The organism is Massilia sp. CCM 8734, assembly GCF_011682155.1.
GTDB lineage: Bacteria > Pseudomonadota > Gammaproteobacteria > Burkholderiales > Burkholderiaceae_D > Telluria_A > Telluria_A rubra.
The window spans coordinates 17,111-35,635 of the sequence record NZ_WHJI01000060.1 but is presented as its reverse complement, the minus strand read 5'-3'; the positions used below and the strand labels follow the sequence as shown (position 1 = coordinate 35,635).

Below are 18,525 nucleotides of genomic sequence, written 5' to 3'. Positions count from 1 at the left end.
GCAACGTCATGTCCCTGACTCCATTACAACGCTACGCGCGCTCATCGCCAGTGCAATCGCAACTCAACTACAGCGTTGCCCTTGCTGCTTTCAGATTAAACTTACTTTGTGACACAGTAAGACTAGTCGGGCGCGGCCGCAGGCGCCAGCGCCCGGTCCACCGCCGCCGTGAAGGCGTCGATATCGATCGGCTTGGTCAGGTAGGCAAAAAAGCCGGCGGCCATGCTGCGCTTGACGTCGCGCTCCATCGCATTCGCACTCAGCGCAATGACCGGAATATGCGCCGTGCGCGGGTCGTCGCGCAGCAGGCGCTGCGCTTCGTGACCGTCCATGCCGGGCAGGTTGATATCCATCAGGATCACGTTCGGCAGATAACTCTGCGCCAGTGCAATGCCAAGCTCGGCGCTGGGCGCGGAAACCAGCGCCAGGTCGCAGCGGAAGCCGACGATTTCTTCGACCAGCCTCAGGTTGGCCGGATTGTCTTCGACGTACAGCAAGGTCGCCACCGACGGATCGCCCGCGGGCGCGGCCGGCATGGCGCGCGGCGCGGACGCGGCGGGCGCGCCCTCGGCCAGGTGGTCACTGCCGCTCAGGTCGAGTTCGATCCAGAATACGCTGCCGATGCCGGCCGTGCTCGACACGCCCATGGCGCCGCCCATCAGTTCGACCAGGCGCTTGGTCACCACCAGCCCGATGCCGGTGCCTTCTTCGTTGCCGCCTTCCTGGCCGAGCCGGTTGAACGGCTGGAATAGCGAACTGAGTTGGTCGGGACGCAAACCCTTGCCGGTATCCTGCACCGAAATGCGCACCCGCGCCGGGCCGATCAGGTTGGCGTTGACCACCACCACGCCCTGCTCGCGGTTGTACTTGATGGCGTTCGACAACAGGTTCAGCATGATCTGCTTGAGGCGCGTGTGATCGGCCACCACCTTCAGCGGCTCCGGCTTCGGAAACACCATGCGGATGCCGCGCCGGGCCGCGCTGTCGCCGACCATCGATTGCACTTCGTCGAGCACGCCGGAGAGCAGCACCGCTTCGAGCGACACGCTCAGGGTGCCCGATTCGATCTTGGCCAGGTCGAGGATTTCGTTAATCAAGGTCAGCAAGTGTTCGCCGGCCGTCAGGATATTGCGCACGAAGCTGCGCTTTTGCACGGTGGTCGAGGGCAAGGACTCGTTGGCCAGCAACTGGGTGAAGCCGAGAATGGCGTTGAGCGGCGTGCGCAGCTCGTGCGACATGCTGGTCAGAAAAAGATCCTTGGCCTGGTTGGCGCGTTCGAGCTCGACCTTCTTGTCGTTGAGGGCGCGCTCGATGCGCTTGCGGTCGGTAATGTCGCGAATCGCCGACGACACCAGCATGCCATCTTCGGTTTCCAGCGGCGAGAGGCTGATTTCGACCGGAAACTCGGTGCCGTCGCGCCGCAAACCGTACAGTTCGAGCCCGGCACCCATCGATCGCGGGCGCGGCGCGGCCGAAAAGCTGGTGCGGAAATGCGGATGCTGCTCGGCGAAGCGCTGCGGAATCAGGATCTCGACTTTTCTTCCAAGCAGTTCGCTGCGCGGATAGCCGAACAATTTTTCGGTCTGCGAATTGACCAGCACGATTTCGCCATCGCGGTTGACGATCACCATCGCGTCCGGCGCCGATTCGAGCAAGCCGCGGAATTTCTGCTCGGCCTTTTTGCGTTCGCTGACATCGCGGATCGCGCTGATCACAAACGCGCCGGCGTCGGTGCTGATCGGCGAGAGGCTGATTTCGACCGGGAATTCGACCTCGTCCTTGCGCACGCCGTACAGCTCCAGCCCGGCGCCCATGGTGCGCGTGCGCGACTGTTCGAAGTAGTGCGAACGGTGCCCCACATGGCCGTGCTGGAAGCGGGCTGGCAGCAGTACCTCGATCAGCTTGCCGTTCAGTTCGCCGGGGGCATAGCCGAACATGCGCTCGGCCTGGGCATTGGCCAGCACGATGGTGCCGGTCGGGTTGGCCATGATGATGCTGTCCGGTGTCGATTCGAGCAGGTCGCGGAACTTCGCTTCGATCAGCAGGGTGTCGCGCGCGGCTTTCGACTGCGTCATGTCACGCTTGCTCGAGACGATGTAGGCAATCTTGCCGTGCTCGTCGTAGATGGCCTTGTTGTTCGAGTCGACGTAGATCAACGCGCCATCCTTACGGCGCCGCAAGGTTTCATAGTCGAACGCACCGCGCGCCATGATCTGGCGATCCGCTTCCAGATCCAGCTCGCGCTCCTGCTTGCCGGGCAGTGCGATCAGCTCGCGCAGGTCGCGCCCCACTGCTTCGTCGCTGCTGTAGCCGAAGATGCGCTCGGCGCCTTTAGTCCAGCGCAACACGGTGTGACCCGGCGTGGTGACAATCACCCCGCCAGGGGCTTCGGTAAGTATGAGCTGATCGAAGTCGATGGGCATCCGGCGCTCTCTGGCTGGTGGAGTGGCGCCGCAACGAGTTGGAGCGGCGCCAGGCGTCCGGCCATGATGCGCCTTTCCATACAATTGTCAAACGGAAGTTACCCGATGTATAACGTTGAATCGACAATCGGGGACCAGCGCGCCAGCGCTTATTTGGGATACAAGATCATCTGGGTGCAGCGGAACAGGGCGATGGTCTTGCCGTTCGCTTCATTGGTGACCACCACGTCCCACACCTGGGTGGTTTTGCCGAGGTGGGCGGCCTTGGCCACGCAGGCGATCGCGCCGTCGCGCGCGGTGCCCAGGTGGTTCGACTTGAGCTCGATGGTGGTGAAGCTGTTCGCCCCTTCCGGCAGGTTGGCCACGCAGGCGTAGCCGGCGGCGGTGTCGGCCAGGGTGATGACGGTGCCGGCGTGCAGAAAACCGTTGGGCGCGAGCAAGTGCGGCTTGATGTCAAGGCGCGCGGCGACTTCGCCGCCGCCGACACGGGTAATTTCCACGCCCATGTAAGCGGGAAGCGTGCCGGCGCCGAAACTGTTCATCGATTCAGGGGTAAACTGGTGCGTGCTCATGGCGTTTCCGTTCGTGTCTAAAATAAGCACGATTGTACGTTTTTATTCCCAGCCCGGTTAACAGAGGTCCGATCTTGAAAAAACTTGCTTTAAGAATGCTGTACTTGCCCGTGCTGCTGTCCGCGTGGGCGTGCGCCCCCGGCGCCCTGGCCCAGGACGCCGCGCCGGCCCGCCTGGTGGAGGCGGCGCGCTCCCAGATCGGCGTGACCACCAAATACGACCCGCGCTACGAGCGCCTGGCCTTCCCCGGCGGCGACGTGCCGGCCGAGCGCGGCGTGTGCACCGACGTGGTGGTGCGCGCTTATCGCAAGGTGGGGGTGGACTTGCAGGAACTGGTCCATCGCGACATGAAGACGGCCTGGAATGCGTATCCGAAATTGTGGCAACTCAAGCGCCCCGATCCGAATATCGACCATCGCCGCGTGCCCAACCTGGCCACCTTTTTCACGCGCCACGGCAAGTCGATGACACCAGCGCGCGAGGGCGCCGCCTACCAGGCGGGCGACGTCGTCACCTGGATGCTGCCGGGTAACCTGCCGCATATCGGCATCGTCTCCGGCCAGCGCAGCGCGGCCGGGGTGCCGCTGGTGATCCACAACATCGGGCGCGGCACCCAGATCGAAGACAGCCTGTTCGCCTATCCGCTGACCGGGCACTACCGCTGGAATCCGGCCGCCAAAGCCGCCGTCAGCGCAAGCCGCTGACCGAGCCTTCCTTCGGATAGTCGATCTTGTACTCGACCTGGAATGTGGCGCTCGCGCCGGCCGCCAGGGTCTTTTTCCAGGCCACGACACCGCGGCGCTGTTCCCAGGTGTCGGTGAACGGTTTCGGATCGAACACTGCCTCGACCTTGACCTCCTCGGACGTGCTGACCGGGGAGGAATCGAACACCAGCAGCTCGACCGGCGTGGTGTGGCGATTGACCAGGGTGAACACGTCGGCGCGCACGCTGCTAGCGCGCCCGCCGAAGATGCCCTTGCTGCCGGTCTTGCCGGCCACCGGAGCGAGCGACACCAAGACCCGGTCGTCGCGCCCGAACGAGAACAGCGCCTTTTCGCCCTCTTGCAGATTCCACTGGGTGGCGCCGATGTAGCCGCCGTCGCGGAACAACTGCATGTTGCCTGTCGGCCACACACCCTCCGGACGGGCCGCTTCGGCCATGACGATGGCAAATTTTTCCAGGCGCGGCGTCACGCGCAGGTGCTGGGTGACCGGCAGCGCCAGGGTCGACAGCGTGACCGAGGTGGCGCGCCCGTCCGAGGCCAGGTTGACCCGGCCCGGCACCTCGAACTCGGTGGCGAAAACGCCCTGCAGTTCGGCGATATCGTAGTCGTTCGCGCGCTTGATCGCGCTGCCGGTGATCTCCACTTTTTGCTTGCGTTCCATCGACATGACCGGGGCCGGGGCCGCGGCGTAGGCTTGCATCTGCTGGGGTGGCTGCGGCGGATGGTAGCCCAGCAGCCACGGCTGCGGTTCGCGTCCGCTGGGCGACAGGCGCGGCTGGCTGGTCGAGAGGGTCAGCTTGACGTTGCTCCAGTCTTCCCCGGTGCTCTGCGAAATCGTGGCCAGGCGCTCCAGGTCGACCCTGGATGCGGCCGATTCGAGACTGGCGCGGTAGCCAGGTTTCCAGCCGGCATTGTCGCGCTGGTAGCTGATGGTCAGGGTCCCGGCCCTGGCCGCCGCCAGGCGCACCACCATGCTGCGCACCTCCTTTTCATGCGAATCGAGGCCGGCCAGGTCGCTTTCGAGCGCCGCGATTTTCTTGTCGAGCTCGCGCTGCTGCACGGCCAGCTTCTGGATCTTGATCAGGGCCTCGCTGGCGCCACGCCCCAGGGTGTCGAGCACGCCGGCCAGCGCCTTGCCGTTGTCCGGCCCTTGCGCCCTGGCGCCGTCGGCGGCGCCGCCGTTGTAGCGTTCCAGATAGCCCTTGACGATGGCGGCCGACTTGGCCTCGGCTTCGAGCACGGCCTTCTGGTCCTTGAGGCGCTCGATCTCGCCGGCCAGCTTCGCTTCAAGCGGGTTGACCGCTTCGCTGCCGGCCTTGTCGCGCGAGACCACGTCGGCCACGCGGATGCCGGGCGCCGCTTGCACCCGTACCGATTCGAGCTTGAAGTTGGCCGGCAAGCCGTCGATGACGACCTCGGTGGCGCCAGCGGCGACCTGGGCGGTGCGCACCACGGTGGCGCTGCCGGGATACAAGGTGACGGCCGTGACCGGGGCATTGGTGCTGGCCAGGCACAGGGGACTCGACAGGGCCAGGACGGTAAACAAAGTTGGGCGCATGGTGTGCTTTCGGGTTCGGACGAGGATGGATTGATGAGTGAAACGCGCGCTGGCGCAAAACGGGGTTAAACCGGGGTTGAACGGATACGAAAAAACGTCCCGCCCATGGTCACAAGCCTGCCAGCGCGCTTTCCCAGTAGGGCGGCTGGCCCACATGGTCGCGCAGGTAAGCGATGAACAGCTGCGCCTTGACCGGGTGCGAACGCCCCGGCAAGCGCACCGCGTGGATGCCGTCGGTGACGACCGACGAACCCTGGCTGGCCGGTCCGAACAAGGGCACCAGTTGCCCGGCGACCAGTGCCTCGCTCGCCAGCCAGCTCGGCAGGTGCGCCACACCGGCTCCGCCGACGGCCGCGTCCAGCATGAAATCGACATCGTCGCTGCGCAGGGTGCCGCCCACCGGCAAGGGCTTGTTGCGGTTGACGCCCTCGAAAGTCCACCAGCAAGCCAGCGCGCTGCGGCTGACGTAACTCATGCAGTTGTGCCCGAGCAGGTCGAGCGGGGTGGCCGGGGTGCCGCGCCGCGCCAGGTAAGCCGGGCTGGCGCAGGCGATGCGCCGGCGCGGCGCCAGCCAGGTGGCCAGCAGGTCGCTGTCGGGCAACGGGCCGAGGCGGATCGCCACATCGACGCGCTGGGCCGACAGGTCGACCACGTCGTCGTTGAGCTGCAACTCCAGTTCCATGAGCGGATAGCGGTGCAGGAACTCGCCCAGGATCGGGGCGATATGGCGCCGCCCGAACGCGCGCGGAGCGGTCACCGTGAGCACGCCGCGCGGCTCCGGATCGACCGCCGTGACGGCCGCCTTGGCTTCGGCCAGCTCGGCTATCAGGTGGCGCGCGCGCGGCACGAAACGCTCGCCGGCGTCGGTCAGCAGCACCAGGCGCGAACCGCGCACGAACAACCTGGCGCCGACTTCGGCTTCGAGCCAGTCGATCCGGCGCGACACCGACGACACCGCCAACTGCAAGGTTTTGGCGGCGCGCGACAGGTTGCCGCTGTCGACGACGGCGAGAAAACAATGCAGGGCATCGAACATGGGAACGGCTCCGGTGAGGTTTGCGCACAACGCAAAGATAGTTTGCACATTGCCATATTGTTCCGCACGGCGCAACGCTGCATACTGCTGTTGCTGCAACTTAGCATTTGCCCATCACTCTGAACGAAAGACGCCATGACTGAATTCTTCCGCACCCCGCGCACCCTGATCCTGGCGGCCGCCCTTGGCGTCGCCGCCTTCACCGCCAGCACCGTCCACGCCGCCGCGCCGATGGCCAAGGTGTCGGCCCCCGGCTACTTCCGCATGATGCTGGGCGAGTTCGAAGTGACCGCGCTGTCCGACGGCACCACCGAACTGCCGGTCAACAAACTGCTCAAGACCACCCCGGCGAAAGTCGACAAGGCGCTGGCCAGGTCCTTCCTGGCCAGCCCGCTCGAAACCTCGTTCAACGCGTACCTGATCAATACCGGCAGCAAGCTGGTGCTGGTCGACAGCGGCGCGGGCGGCCTGTTCGGCCCCAACCTGGGCAAGCTGGTGGCGAACCTGAAGGCTTCCGGCTACCAGCCGGAGCAGGTCGATGAAATCTACATCACCCACTTGCATCCCGACCACGTGGGCGGCATCGCGAAAGACGGCGCGGCGACCTTCGCCAATGCCGTGGTGCGGGCCGACAAGCGCGATGCGGACTTCTGGCTGAGCCAGGCCAACATGGAAAAAGCGCCGGCCGACGCCAAGGGTTTCTTCCAGGGCGCGCTGGCTTCGCTCAAGCCCTACATCGACGCCAAGCGCTTCCAGCCGTTCGAAGGCGATACGCAACTGGTGCCGGGCGTGAAATCGACGGCGACCTATGGTCATACGGCCGGGCATACCAGCTACGTGGTGGAAAGCGGCGGCCAGAAGCTCCTGTTGGTGGGCGACCTGATCCACGTGGGCGCGGTGCAGTTCAACGAGCCGACGGTGACGATTGCGTTCGATTCGGATGAAAAAGCCGCGCTGGCACAGCGCCTGAAAGCGTTCAGCGCCGCCGCCAAGGACGGCACCTGGGTAGGCGCATCGCACCTGCAGTTCCCGGGCATCGGGCACGTGCGCAGCGCCGGAAAATCGTATCAGTGGGTGCCGGTGAATTACACCCAGGTGCGCTAAGAACGCCCATGCGCCCCGGGTGGATCACCGGGCGCATCAGCTGTTGCACAATCAGCCGGTGCGTCCGGCTGTTTTCACGAGCGCGAATTCGTGCGCAAGAAGGTACAGGCCGCTGCACGCCGATTTCCCCGGCCCCTCTTCCCACCAGCTGGTGACGCTGATTTTGCCTTTCTCAGGAAAGTCCTCAATAGGATATTCGTTGTTGAGCATCGCCAGCGTATGCGGCAACTCGTCGGCGGGAAGCCAATCGGGCAGCCCCTGGTCGATTTCCAGTACGCGCACCATATCGCCAATCGCAACCTCGTTGCCGTGCCGGTCTTTCATTGTGTTCTTTCCGCAGCCAGTCTGGCCGCAAATGTATTGATAGCGCTTGCCGCTTGCTCCGGTACGCTCTGCAGCAGCAGATGCGGCCCCGGCAGCGCCACCAGGCGCCAGTCCGCGCACAGCGAAGCGAGCAGGCGTGCGGCCGACGCCGGCACGATCCAGTCGCGCGTCGCTTGCAGGTACAGCACGGGCACGCTGATGGCCTGTGCGCGCCCGGTGTAATCAACCACCATCACTTCCTTCAAGCGCAGGCGCAGGCGCGCGGGCGGCACCTTGTCGAGCGCGCCGCGCAGGGCTTTGCGCAAGGCCACCGGCGCACCGAAGCCGAGCAGGAAAGGGGCGATCAGGGGTGTAAGGGAAGACCACATGGGCAGCACGCCAACCAGTGGTTTGAGTGGCGCCAGCAGCGGGCGCGGATTGCGCGCAAAGGTGCAGCACAGCACCAGCCCGATCATTCCGGGTGGCTTTGACGCAGCCAGAGCGATGGCGACCGGCCCGGAGAAGGACTCGCCGATCAGCACGAACGGACGATCAAGCGGCAACTGCGCCCGCGCATAGTCGGTCAGGCCGACGTAAGCGAGCGCCGGCGCGCAAGGGTAGGAGACGACGATGGTGTCGACCTCGGCCCCAAGCGCGGCAATGAAACCGGCGAACAGGTCGCCGCTTCCGTCCATTCCCGGAAGCAGCACCACGGTCACCACCGGCAAAACTTACGCGCTGATCGCCACTGTGGACAGTTAGAAGATAACGAGACAGTTTGCACGTTTTGCCGTATGTTCGACCAGAAGTTAGTGAGACAAGAATCAGAACTTATTGAGCCAATTCTTGGCGAGCAATTTCGCGCTGAAGTATTCACCTCCGTGTCATCATTGAAGGGGAAGGACTTTCAGTTTCATGGTCGCATACCATCTGTCGTATGTCAAAAGTCGAAGCGGAAGTTTTACAATTACGTGCTGAGAATGCGGTGCTGAAAGCGCTGCTCTCTGCGCACGGCATTGCTCTGCCACAGCAAGCTTCCGAGCAAGCGGCCCACTACGCGGGCTCACCGTCGAAGGCCAATGCACTGCCTCCAGGCGCAAAGGTCAAACTCTTCCGAAAGCTCTTTCACGGCAGGGACGACGTCTACCCTGTGCGATGGGAAGGACAGCACAGCGGCAAGGTCGGATACTCCCCAGTTTGTGCCAACGAATGGCGCAGAGGCGTTTGCGAAAAGCCGAGATAAATGACTTCCCGACATGCACAGTGTCTCCGACCGCGTGGGATCAGCGTACGACTTGCCACGCCCGCGATCAGCCATTGCCATTGCTCGTCGCTCATTTGCCAGGTGGCGTCGTCGGCCTGCGGCCATACGAACTGGCCGCGATGCAAGCGGCGCAGGCACAGCCATACGCCATTTCCGTCCCAGCACACCAATTTGAGGCGCGTACGGCGCCGGTTGCTGAACACGTAGGCCGTGCCGTCGCAAGGCGGGCAACCGAGCACCTGCTGCACCAGCAGGGACAGTCCGTCGACACCGATGCGCATATCGACGGGCCGGGTGGCCAGCCGAACCAATTCGACCTGCGGCTTCATGCCAGTTCGCGCAGCAGTGCCGCCACCCAACTGGCAGGCAAGGCCGGCGGCAATGTGACCATCCAGCCGCTGGGACTACGCAGGCTCAATGCCGGTGCCGCATGAATGGATGCTGCAATCGACACTGGCAGCAGCGCCGGCGGCACGACAGGCGCAGCCAGGCGGCGCGCCCAATAATTAAGCTGCCGCTGCGGGTCGCCCTGCTCTTTGCAAAGGCGCGTTGGGACTGGCCACTCTTGCGCCATTGCGCAACCCGCTCCTCCCACATTGATTCGCGTTCCAAATTTGCCATCTCTATCTCCAAGTTGAAGATCACAGTGTGGGCAATTTATGGAACGGAAGAAAGGTGGGCGGGCTGGATGCTTACGCAGATCAGCATGGCGCACCCACATGATTGCGCCAGAATTGGATTGCGTACTGAAACGCGTCAACCGTCCTGTTCCGATATATAAACCGACATTTTGAACCGGTAAATTGCGACCAAATTTCCCCGCCCGCTGGGCTTTGAACGCTTAGCCCGCTTAGCCAGCAGCCCCCCCCAGGTAGGCCGAAAAATCTTGGAATCGACTTGAAATATGCAGCGTGACTAGACATTTGAATTTAACATGATTAATGTTGGACATTCTGCAACAGACGTATTTTTTGTTTAATTTAACTGAAGCACGGCACCGGAATCATCGTAAGGGGGGAATTTAACCTGATGGGTGCGCTACGGCGTTGCGCCTCGTTTGTGTGGCCCGTTCTGCTACGACGAACAACGCAGCCAGGGAACCGAAAAAGTGTGCAATCGACCCTGTAGCGCTCTCACCCAACTGGTGAACGGTATCGAAGCAGCGAAAGTCAATGCTCATGCGGATCTCCACATGGAAGCGCTTCGAAATTGAGCGGCTCTAGGTTTAAAGATCTCGAACATGCTGTTAGGCAGTAGCACAGTGCAATTGTAGCGGTACGGATCGTGCAGGCGTGATGATGCATTGCCAAGCGAGCTTCCAGTAAAAACATGTGCAGCCGCTATTTCCGCTGCACCAAATATAGGGCAGATGCATGGATTTTCGTCTCAGCAGCGAGCAGCAAGAAGCCGTTTCACACATCCATCGTTTTGCCCGCGACGTGTTGTCCGCCTCGGCCAGCGAACGCATCGCGTCTTCCCATTTCGACCGCAACAAGTGGACGCAGGCGTCAGAGATCGGCCTGGCCGGTTTGCCGTTGCCTCAAGAGTGGGGCGGTTCCGGCTTTGGTGCGCTCGATACCATGCTCGCGGTGGAGGCGCTCGGCCAGGGTTGCGTCGACATGGGGCTGGTGTTCTCCTTGTGTGCACACATGTTCGCTTGCGCTGTGCCGCTGTGGCGCCATGGTTCGCGCGAGCTGCACGAGCGCTACCTGTCTGGCATGGCGAAAGGCAGCCTGATTGCCGCCAATGCGATCACCGAGCCCGGCTCCGGTTCCGACGCATTCGCCATGCGCAGCAGCGCGCGGCGCGACGGCGAGCACTACATCCTCAACGGCGAAAAATGTTTCGTCACCAATGCGCCGGTGGCCGATGTCTTCCTGCTGTATGCGAAGACCGATGCGCACCAATCCTATTTCGGCATCAGCGCCTTTTTGATCCCGCGCGCAACGCCTGGCCTCACTGTGACGACCGGTGAGCGCAAGTCGGGCCTGTGCACCTCGCCCTGGGGCAGCGTCCATCTGGACGACTGCAGAGTACCCGTATGGGCGCGCGTGGGCGAGGAAGGCGCGGGCGCGACCATCTTCCAGGACTCCATGATCTGGGAGCGCGGCTGCCTGTTTGCCGCCTATGTCGGCGCGATGGAGCGCGTGCTTGCGCAATGCGTTACGCATGCGCGCGAACGTCAGCAGTTCGGGCGTCCGATAGGACACAACCAGGCGGTGTCGGACCGGCTGGTCGACTTCAAGCTGCGCCTGGAAACATCGCGCCTGCTGCTGTACCGCGCCGGCTGGCTCTACGACCAGGACCTGCCGCATGAAGAGGCGATCGCACAAAGCAAGCTGTGGGTGTCCGAGTGCGCGGTGCAATGCGGGCTGGACGCGATACAGATCTTTGGTGGCGCCGGTGTCTGCAGCGAGACCGGCATCGACCGCTTGCTGCTCGATGCTCTGCCGGCGCGCATCTTCTCCGGCACCAATGAAATACAGCGCGAGTTCATCGCACGGCACATGGGGCTGCGTTAGCCCGACTCATTCGGTTTCGCCTACGCGCCGGACACATCGCTTGTCCGTGGCTAGTTGCAAGCCAACGGTCCGGTAAAGCGGGCTTTTTGAAGGCAGCTGTTCAACCCAGGAAAAGGTAGAGACAGAAAATGGCAACGCAGAAAAGCTTCCCCAGCAAGGATTATGAAGAAGGTGCAGCGGCCATTCCCGTTGCGGACGATCGCGGTGTACGGGAAGGCGAAGCGGTCGGCGCTTGCGACGTGGTGGTGGTCGGCGGCGGGCTGTCCGGCCTCGTGGCAGCCTGGAAGCTTGCTGGCCATCGCGTGCTGGTGCTGGAGCGGGAGAGCACGGTGGGCGGCGCGGCGCGCAGCGGGCAGCGCGGTGAACTACGCTTCGCCACAGCAGGCAGCTGCTTCCAGGAGCCGGTGCCCGGTTCGGACACGGCGCAATTGCTGAGCGGGCTCGGCTTGTCCAATGCATGGCGCTCCACCGGCGACAGTCAATTCGTCCTGTTCAACACACGCCATCTGCTGCGCGGTCTGGGGGAGGTCACGCTGGGGCTGCTGAAGCAGCCGAAGGAGTTGCTGAACCCGGCGATGTATGGACTGACATGCAACTTGCTCGGCGCCGCATTGCGCGGCAAGAAATTCATCGCGGCGCCGAAGAAGCTGGGCGATCCGGTGTTTGCGGAGCTATATGCCTACCTGCAGCGCTTCCGCAAGGATGGCGGCAAGTATCCGGCGGTACCGTGGCAAGCCGGATGCGGCTGGACGCGCGAGGAGATGGAACAGTTCGACTCGATGTCGCTGGCCGAACTATTGTTCGATGAGAAAGCGCGTGCGCGGCTGCCAGCGGCGCTGGTGCCGGATGCGAAGTTCGGCCCGCTGGTGCGCGATGCGGTCGAGACGACCCTGAAAGTGGAATGTCTGTCGGCGGCGGATGTGTCCGCCTATGTCGGGCTGCACTTCCTGGTCGGCTACTTGTATGGCACGCTGGTGACCTTCCCCGGCGGGAACGGTTATCTCAGCGAACGTCTGCAGGCGGCGTTGCGCGAGCGTGGCAACTGCCGTATTGAAATCGGTGCGCGCGTGCAGTCGGTTGCGCGTGATGGCGAACGTTACCGCATCACCTTTGACCGTGGCGGCGTGCAGCGCGAGGTCAGCGCCGGCGCGGTGGTGTGGGCCGCGCCCAAGCATGCAGCACTCGATGCGGTCTCCGGTTTGCCGGCGCAGCAGCAGCATGCGATACGTCAGATCCAGCACCGCGACTACTGCATCGCGAACGTCTACCTGCGCAACGCTGCCTGGACTGAATACTTCGGCGGCTATGTGATCGAAGGAGATACCGCCGCCGCTGCGCCGCTGGCCTGGTGCCGCAGCCGCGTGTGCGTGGTCGCCAACTGGCTGGACCGCGACACCGGTAAGAAAGCCGGTGTGCTGACCTTGCTCAAGCCGGTGGCGGAACTGCTCAACCAGGGCAAACTCGGCAAGACAGATTTTGCGCAGCTGCAGCAGGCGACCTTGCAAGAAGTGTCGGAAATGCTGCAGGCGAAGGGACTATCCACTGACGAGGTGGAAGATATCCGGATCTGGCGTTGGCCGCGTGCCTTGGTGGTCGCTACGCTCGGGCAAATGAAAGCCGACTTGTTTGTGCGGGCGTCGCAGCCGGTGGGCGGGGTTTCCTTTGCGAACCAGGACAGCGTCGGCATCGGCAACCTGGAGAGCGCAGTGAGCGCAGGGTGCGATGCGGCGCAACAGGCGCAGGCATACCTGCAGCGCACGGCGGCCGATACGACGGTGGTGCAAGCACAGGGTTCCGGCCTGCATGTGATGGAAATTGCCGGCAACCCTGCGACCGGCGTGCAGCGTTTCGGCGGCAAGGCTAACTCGCTCAATACCTTGATCGGGGCCGGCTTCCCGGTGCCACGCGCCTATTGCGTGACGGTCGATGCCTGTCATGCCTTTTTGCAGGCATCCGGATTGGCGGCCTGGATCGACGGCATGGACAAGGTCGAGCGCGACACCTGCGCCGACATCCGCGCACGCATTGCGCAAGCGCCGTTGCCGCCCGCGCTGCAGGATGCGATCGTCGCTGCCTATCGCGAACTCGGTAGCGGCCCGGTCGCGGTGCGATCCTCCGCCGTCAATGAAGACGGCGATGCGCAATCATTTGCAGGCCAGTACGACACCTTCCTGCACGTGGAGGGCGAGACCGCGCTGCTCGATTGCGTCAAGCGTTGCTGGGCGTCGCTGTGGAACGAACGCGCGCATGCCTACCAGGGGCGCAACCGGGCCGACGGCGGCATCGCGGTGGTGATCCAGCAGATGATCGTTGCCGATGCCGCCGGCGTGTTGTTCACCGCCGACCCGATCAGCGGCGATGCCGGACGCACGGTGATCGAATCTTGCTGGGGATTGGGCGAGGGCGTGGTGTCGGGCCAGGCGAGCACCGATACCTTTGTGGTGGACAGCGACAGTCATGCGCTGATGGAACGGTTTGTCCGGGCGAAGCCGGTGATGTGCGCGCGCACCGCGGATGGCGTCGCGATGCAGGAGGTACCGCCGCAATTCATTGATCAGCCGAGCCTGAGCGATATGCAGGCCTCCGAACTGGCGGCCTGTGCCGCACGCATTCGCCGCCATTACGGCTGCGAACTCGATATCGAATGGGCGCTGAAGGATGACAGTATCTGGATACTGCAGGCGCGGCCGATCACGGTGACTGCTTCCATCGCCGCCAAGCTGTACGGCGACGAGCAGGAAACCAATCAGCAGGTGCGCGAGAACACGATGTTTTCGCGCATGGACACCGGCGAAATCCTGACCGGGCTGATGACGCCGCTCGGACTGTCCTTCACCCGCTTCTACCAGCACCACGTGCACGGCCCGGCAGTAAAGACCATGGGCTTGCTCGACATCGGCAGTTCGCAGTACTACGTCGGCTACCTGCAGGGTCATGTGTACCTGAACATCTCCGCATCGGCGCGGCTGCTGACGCAATGCCCTCCCACGCACGAGCAGATGAAGTTCACGCGGCGCTACGCGACAGCCGACGTCGACTTCACGCACTACAAAAATCCCTACGGCGAACCGGTGTCCGGGTTCCAATTCTTCAAGAGCAGCATCTACTGGCTGGTATGCCAGGTGCAGAATATGGCCACTGCTGGCGGCACGGTGAACAAGATGATCGCCTTGCGCCAGCGCGAAACCGAGCGCTTCGGCAAGCTGGAGCTCGAGAAGATGAGCCTGCCGCAGCTCGATGCCGAACTGCAGCGCATCGACCGCTACTTCCTCGAATCCTGTGCTGCCTACATGCCGTTCTTCCTGCAATCGTTCGCGCTGTACGATGCGCTGGCGGAGCTGTGCGAGAAGTGGCTGGGGAACGAAGGAAAAGGGCTGCAGAACCGCATCAAGGCATCGATGAACAACCTGCGTACCATCGAGGTGACGCGTGGCGTGTGCGAACTGGCAGCGCGCGTCGAGCGCTTGCCGGTGCTGCGCGCACTGTTCCTGGAGACGCCGCTGGCGCAGTTGGCCGATACCTTGCAGCAGCATGCAGAGGGCCGCCGTTTCTGGAACGAGGATTTTGGCGCCTTCCTCACGGACTTCGGCTCGCGTGGTCGCCAGGAATTCGAACTGAGCATTCCGCGCTGGAACGACGATCCGACCTATCTGCTGCAAATCATCCGTCTGTACCTGACCAGCGATGTGCAGCTTGAATCGCGTCTGGCGACGATAGGCAAGGCGCGCGAAGAAGACACGCGCCAGTTGCTGGACAAACTGCCGCTCAAGGCAAGGATGACATTCCGCTTCGTGATCGCCGCCTACGCGAAGATGGCGGAACGGCGCGAAGCGACGCGTCCGACCTTCATCGCCGAGACCTGGTTCTACCGCAAAATCATCGTCGAGGTGCTGCGCCGCGTCGAGGCGGAGGGTGTCTCTGGCATACAGGACCTGCCGTACATCGATTTCAACGAATTGCGCGATTACGTGGCCGGGCGCAAAACGGCGCAGCAGGCATTTTCTCCGCAACTGATTGCGCGCAACCGTCAGCAGCATCTGCTCAACGAGCGCCTGAAGGAACCGCCAATGGCGCTGATCGGCGGCCATGTGCCGCAGCGCGACGATCAGGTGTTGCTGGACGCGGCGCAGGGCGACCTGCTGCATGGGCTGGGCGCGAGCCCCGGCGTGGCGGTGGGGCGCGCCCGCGTGATCACCGACCTCAACCGCCAGGCGGGCGAATTCCGCCAGGGCGAAATTCTGGTGGCACGCTTTACCGATGCATCGTGGACGCCGCTGTTCGTGCTGGCGGCCGGGGTGGTCGCAGACATCGGCTCGGCCTTGTCGCACAGCTCCATCGTGTCGCGCGAGTTCGGTATTCCGGCGGTCGTCAATGCGAAGCAGGCGACGCAGAGCATACGCACCGGCGACCTGATCTACCTCGACGGTGACGGCGGCGTGGTGCGCATCGAGGAACGCGTTGCAGATACCGACGAAGCGCTGGTCGAGCAGAGAGCGATCGCATAAACATCCGGTAGTTATCTCCGCAGATTTCAATTTTCCACTAAAGGACGAAAATATGGATATGACGGCTATAGGCGTGGTTGTTGTCACGCGCCGCCGCGAGTTCTTTGAAACCGGTTTCAGTGTGTTGAACGATGTGCGCGGCGAGGTATTCCAGCACGTGGAAATTGATGCCGACATCGACTATGCACCAGCGCAGTCGGTGTCGAACCCGGTATATCGCGAGGCGTGCGACAAGGCGGTGCGCTTCCTCGCCGCGCGTAAGGAACGCTTGGCGATCAAGGTGATCCAGGCCGACAGTCTGGAGGCGGCGTTCGGCAAGATTACCGCCGCGCCCACGCAGGGCGGCTTCCAGGTTGGCATGCTGTTCATCGATTACGCCGATCCGCTGTACGATGGCATCAGCCCGCAAGAAATCGACGAGCAGCTTGTCAGCTTCCACGCGCGCCTGCAGGAGGCGGCGGTGCCGGCATTGTGCTCGTCGTTTTCGACGGCGGTATTCACCTCGCCGCACGAGAACCGCATCCGCTACCAGCCGATGGAATACATCGAATGCATCCTGCCGTCCGACAGGGCGGTGCTGCAGACGGAGTTGCTCTGCCTGTGGATGGATTTCCTCGAACTCAGTTATGTCAATCGCCGCGCCAAGACCGACACGCGCGGCCTGCGCAGGAATACGCTGGCCAGCTTCCTGACCGGCTTCCTGTCCGGGCGCGCCGGCAGTGACTGGCTCGGTTTTTACTTCACCGGTTCGCTGGTGTCCAATCTGATCAATTGTTTTGAAGTGGAAGCGAACCGGCTTGGCGCGCTGGTGCTACGTGGACCGAGCGAACACAGCCTGGCTTGCGGCGCGATGGCCAACTGGCAGCTCTACAAGAAGCCGTTCGCAGTGATCGTTACCAGCGGCATGATCGACGAATTCCGGGGTACGCTCGCCAACCTGCGCGAGGCGCGCGCCAAGGGCTTCATCGTCTGCGCGGAAAACCGTGCCAGCCAGTGGTTTGCGTTCCAGGGCACGATTTCCCGCGACGAGGATACGCGTGCGGTGCTGCAGGCGCGCGGCATTCCTTATGTGTACATGGAAGACGCCGAGAATATCGCTGAAGACCTTCGACGCGCGGTGGCGCTGTACGACGCAGGGCAGGGGCCGGTGGTGCTGTTGGCGACGCAGGCAGTGCTCGACGCCGGCGACGAACTCGATCCGGCCCTGTTTGCACCTGCGGTCAACGCGTGCACGGCAGCGCCCGACGAGGCGGTGCAGGATGTTTTGCAGGACGTGATGCAGATCATCAACCAAGGGCCGGAACGGCTGCTGTGGCAATGCGGGCCGATGGATGAGGAAGAACTGGCGTTGACCTTGTCGATAGCGGAGCGTGCCGGCATCGCGCTGACCGACTCCCTCACCCATCCCGGTTCGGTGCCGAAGTACCGCGACGGCAAGCGCATTCCAAATTACCTCGGCACGCTGGCAGTGTACGGCTACAGTCCGCGCGTGTACAACTACTTGCATACCAGGGACAAGCTCAATCCGCAGTCGCAGCAATGCCTGTTCTTCATGAAAAGCAAGCTTGGGCAGGTCAGTACGCCGTTTTCGGAAGGCCGGCTGGCGCGCAAGCTGAGAATCGTGCAACTGACCCGCAACGCCGCCCACATGTCGCCCTTTACCGACCACGGGCTGGTGATGGACTACCGTAGCTTCCTGCGCCATGTGGACCGCCACCTCGACGTGTCGCCGGCCTTGCGCGAACGCCGCTGCCGATTGATGGCGTCGGTGGCGGACACGCCGTCGGATGTGGCAAGCAAACTGCCGGCGACACCGATGAGCCCGAACTATTTTTTCGCGCGCCTCAATCACCTGGTGGAAAAGCTGATCGTCGAGCGCGCTTACGACTACACCGGCCTGTACGACGTCGGCCGCTGCGGCATCTCGGCGATCCGCAATGTCGCGCGCACCCGGCGCGGCTTTTCCGGTTGGTACGGACGGGCGCTGATGGGTGATGCGCTGCAGGCCACGCTGAGCGTGGCGTACACCAGCGGCACCAACGTTGTCGCCTTCATCGGCGACGGCGCCAAGGGCCTCGTGCCCGACATCCTGCCGAGCTTTATCGAGAACGCGCTCAATTATCCGGACCGCATGCGCAAGAACTTCACCGTCTTCTACTTCATGAATGGCGGCCACTCGGTGATCAGCACCTACCAGGAGCGCATCCTGTTCAACCGCACCTCGCGCCAGATGCGCCTGGTGAACCTGATGTCCGCGGACTGGGAAGAAGACATCTGCGGTCTGGAGGTCTGCGCGCGCACGCTCGACAGCTTCGACGCCGACATGCTGGCCGAGGCGCTGCAGAAGCCGGGGCGCATCAATCTGTTCTCGGTGGTGGTTGGGCATAACAACGAAGGCGACGGGATCAGCCTGGCGACGGCGACGGGATGGCAGCGCGACGAGATGCAGATTGAGCCGGCTGCCGTGGCGGACGATGTGCCCTTGATCGCGTGACGGCGGCTAAATGAATGAT

At 63.3% G+C, this 18,525-nt stretch carries 12 protein-coding genes; 5 read left to right on the top strand and 7 right to left on the bottom strand.

The window, feature by feature from the left end; translation table 11 throughout:
• Nucleotides 1-122: 122 nt before the first annotated feature.
• Together F2P46_RS33050 and F2P46_RS33045 are read right to left on the bottom strand one after the other, a co-directional pair.
• Nucleotides 123-2,423, bottom strand: a complete 2,301-nt coding sequence (locus tag F2P46_RS33050; RefSeq protein WP_166898412.1) for a PAS domain S-box protein — start codon at nucleotides 2,421-2,423, stop codon at nucleotides 123-125.
• Nucleotides 2,424-2,572: 149 nt separating this feature from the next.
• Nucleotides 2,573-2,995 (bottom strand): PaaI family thioesterase, encoded by a 423-nt coding sequence (locus tag F2P46_RS33045; protein WP_166898410.1) that lies wholly within the window; start codon nucleotides 2,993-2,995, stop codon nucleotides 2,573-2,575.
• 95 nt (nucleotides 2,996-3,090) lie between these two features.
• On the opposite strand from F2P46_RS33045, the gene F2P46_RS33040 reads away from it, so the two are divergent.
• Nucleotides 3,091-3,699 carry a DUF1287 domain-containing protein gene (locus F2P46_RS33040; RefSeq protein ID WP_166898408.1) on the top strand — a complete coding sequence of 203 codons (609 nt, stop codon included), beginning with the start codon at nucleotides 3,091-3,093 and terminating at the stop codon, nucleotides 3,697-3,699.
• Here F2P46_RS33040 and F2P46_RS33035 read toward each other — a convergent pair.
• Entirely contained in the window at nucleotides 3,683-5,278 is a 1,596-nt protein-coding gene (locus F2P46_RS33035; protein WP_166898406.1) for a mucoidy inhibitor MuiA family protein, read from the bottom strand. The genes F2P46_RS33040 and F2P46_RS33035 overlap by 17 nt on opposite strands.
• A gap of 109 nt (nucleotides 5,279-5,387) precedes the next feature.
• A complete protein-coding gene (locus tag F2P46_RS33030) occupies nucleotides 5,388-6,314 on the bottom strand; it encodes a LysR family transcriptional regulator (protein WP_166898404.1) in 927 nt (308 codons plus the stop codon).
• 135 nt (nucleotides 6,315-6,449) lie between these two features.
• On the opposite strand from F2P46_RS33030, the gene F2P46_RS33025 reads away from it, so the two are divergent.
• Nucleotides 6,450-7,418 (top strand): MBL fold metallo-hydrolase, encoded by a 969-nt coding sequence (locus tag F2P46_RS33025; protein WP_166898403.1) that lies wholly within the window; start codon nucleotides 6,450-6,452, stop codon nucleotides 7,416-7,418.
• A 51-nt stretch (nucleotides 7,419-7,469) separates the two neighbouring features.
• Here F2P46_RS33025 and F2P46_RS33020 read toward each other — a convergent pair whose 3' ends face one another.
• The 3 genes from F2P46_RS33020 to tnpB all read right to left on the bottom strand — a co-directional run bounded on the left by F2P46_RS33020 (nucleotide 7,470) and on the right by tnpB (nucleotide 9,314).
• A complete protein-coding gene (locus F2P46_RS33020; RefSeq protein WP_166898401.1) occupies nucleotides 7,470-7,742 on the bottom strand; it encodes a hypothetical protein in 273 nt (90 codons plus the stop codon).
• Nucleotides 7,739-8,431, bottom strand: coding sequence for an alpha/beta fold hydrolase (locus F2P46_RS33015; RefSeq protein ID WP_166898399.1), 693 nt, complete (start codon nucleotides 8,429-8,431; stop codon nucleotides 7,739-7,741). Before F2P46_RS33015 ends, F2P46_RS33020 begins: the two co-directional genes overlap by 4 nt.
• 433 nt (nucleotides 8,432-8,864) lie before the next feature.
• Entirely contained in the window at nucleotides 8,865-9,314 is a 450-nt protein-coding gene (gene tnpB, locus F2P46_RS33010; protein WP_166898398.1) for an IS66 family insertion sequence element accessory protein TnpB, read from the bottom strand.
• A gap of 1,044 nt (nucleotides 9,315-10,358) precedes the next feature.
• On the opposite strand from tnpB, the gene F2P46_RS33005 reads away from it, so the two are divergent.
• From F2P46_RS33005 to F2P46_RS32990, 3 genes are all read left to right on the top strand, one after another.
• Nucleotides 10,359-11,507 (top strand): acyl-CoA dehydrogenase family protein, encoded by a 1,149-nt coding sequence (locus tag F2P46_RS33005; RefSeq protein ID WP_166898396.1) that lies wholly within the window; start codon nucleotides 10,359-10,361, stop codon nucleotides 11,505-11,507.
• Nucleotides 11,508-11,635: 128 nt separating this feature from the next.
• Nucleotides 11,636-16,012 (top strand): FAD-dependent oxidoreductase, encoded by a 4,377-nt coding sequence (locus tag F2P46_RS37185; RefSeq protein WP_208296876.1) that lies wholly within the window; start codon nucleotides 11,636-11,638, stop codon nucleotides 16,010-16,012.
• A 52-nt stretch (nucleotides 16,013-16,064) separates the two neighbouring features.
• Entirely contained in the window at nucleotides 16,065-18,506 is a 2,442-nt protein-coding gene (locus F2P46_RS32990) for a biosynthesis protein PigD (protein WP_166898394.1), read from the top strand.
• The last annotated feature ends 19 nt before the right edge of the window (nucleotides 18,507-18,525 follow it).

Coding starts and splice junctions, on each gene's coding strand:
- F2P46_RS33020 (WP_166898401.1), bottom strand. CDS start 7,742: ATGAAAGACCGGCACGGCAACGAGGTTGCGATTGGCGATATGGTGCGC.
- F2P46_RS33035 (WP_166898406.1), bottom strand. CDS start 5,278: ATGCGCCCAACTTTGTTTACCGTCCTGGCCCTGTCGAGTCCCCTGTGC.
- F2P46_RS33050 (WP_166898412.1), bottom strand. CDS start 2,423: ATGCCCATCGACTTCGATCAGCTCATACTTACCGAAGCCCCTGGCGGG.
- F2P46_RS37185 (WP_208296876.1), top strand. CDS start 11,636: ATGGCAACGCAGAAAAGCTTCCCCAGCAAGGATTATGAAGAAGGTGCA.
- F2P46_RS32990 (WP_166898394.1), top strand. CDS start 16,065: ATGGATATGACGGCTATAGGCGTGGTTGTTGTCACGCGCCGCCGCGAG.
- F2P46_RS33005 (WP_166898396.1), top strand. CDS start 10,359: ATGGATTTTCGTCTCAGCAGCGAGCAGCAAGAAGCCGTTTCACACATC.
- F2P46_RS33025 (WP_166898403.1), top strand. CDS start 6,450: ATGACTGAATTCTTCCGCACCCCGCGCACCCTGATCCTGGCGGCCGCC.
- F2P46_RS33045 (WP_166898410.1), bottom strand. CDS start 2,995: ATGAGCACGCACCAGTTTACCCCTGAATCGATGAACAGTTTCGGCGCC.
- tnpB (WP_166898398.1), bottom strand. CDS start 9,314: ATGAAGCCGCAGGTCGAATTGGTTCGGCTGGCCACCCGGCCCGTCGAT.
- F2P46_RS33030 (WP_166898404.1), bottom strand. CDS start 6,314: ATGTTCGATGCCCTGCATTGTTTTCTCGCCGTCGTCGACAGCGGCAAC.
- F2P46_RS33040 (WP_166898408.1), top strand. CDS start 3,091: ATGCTGTACTTGCCCGTGCTGCTGTCCGCGTGGGCGTGCGCCCCCGGC.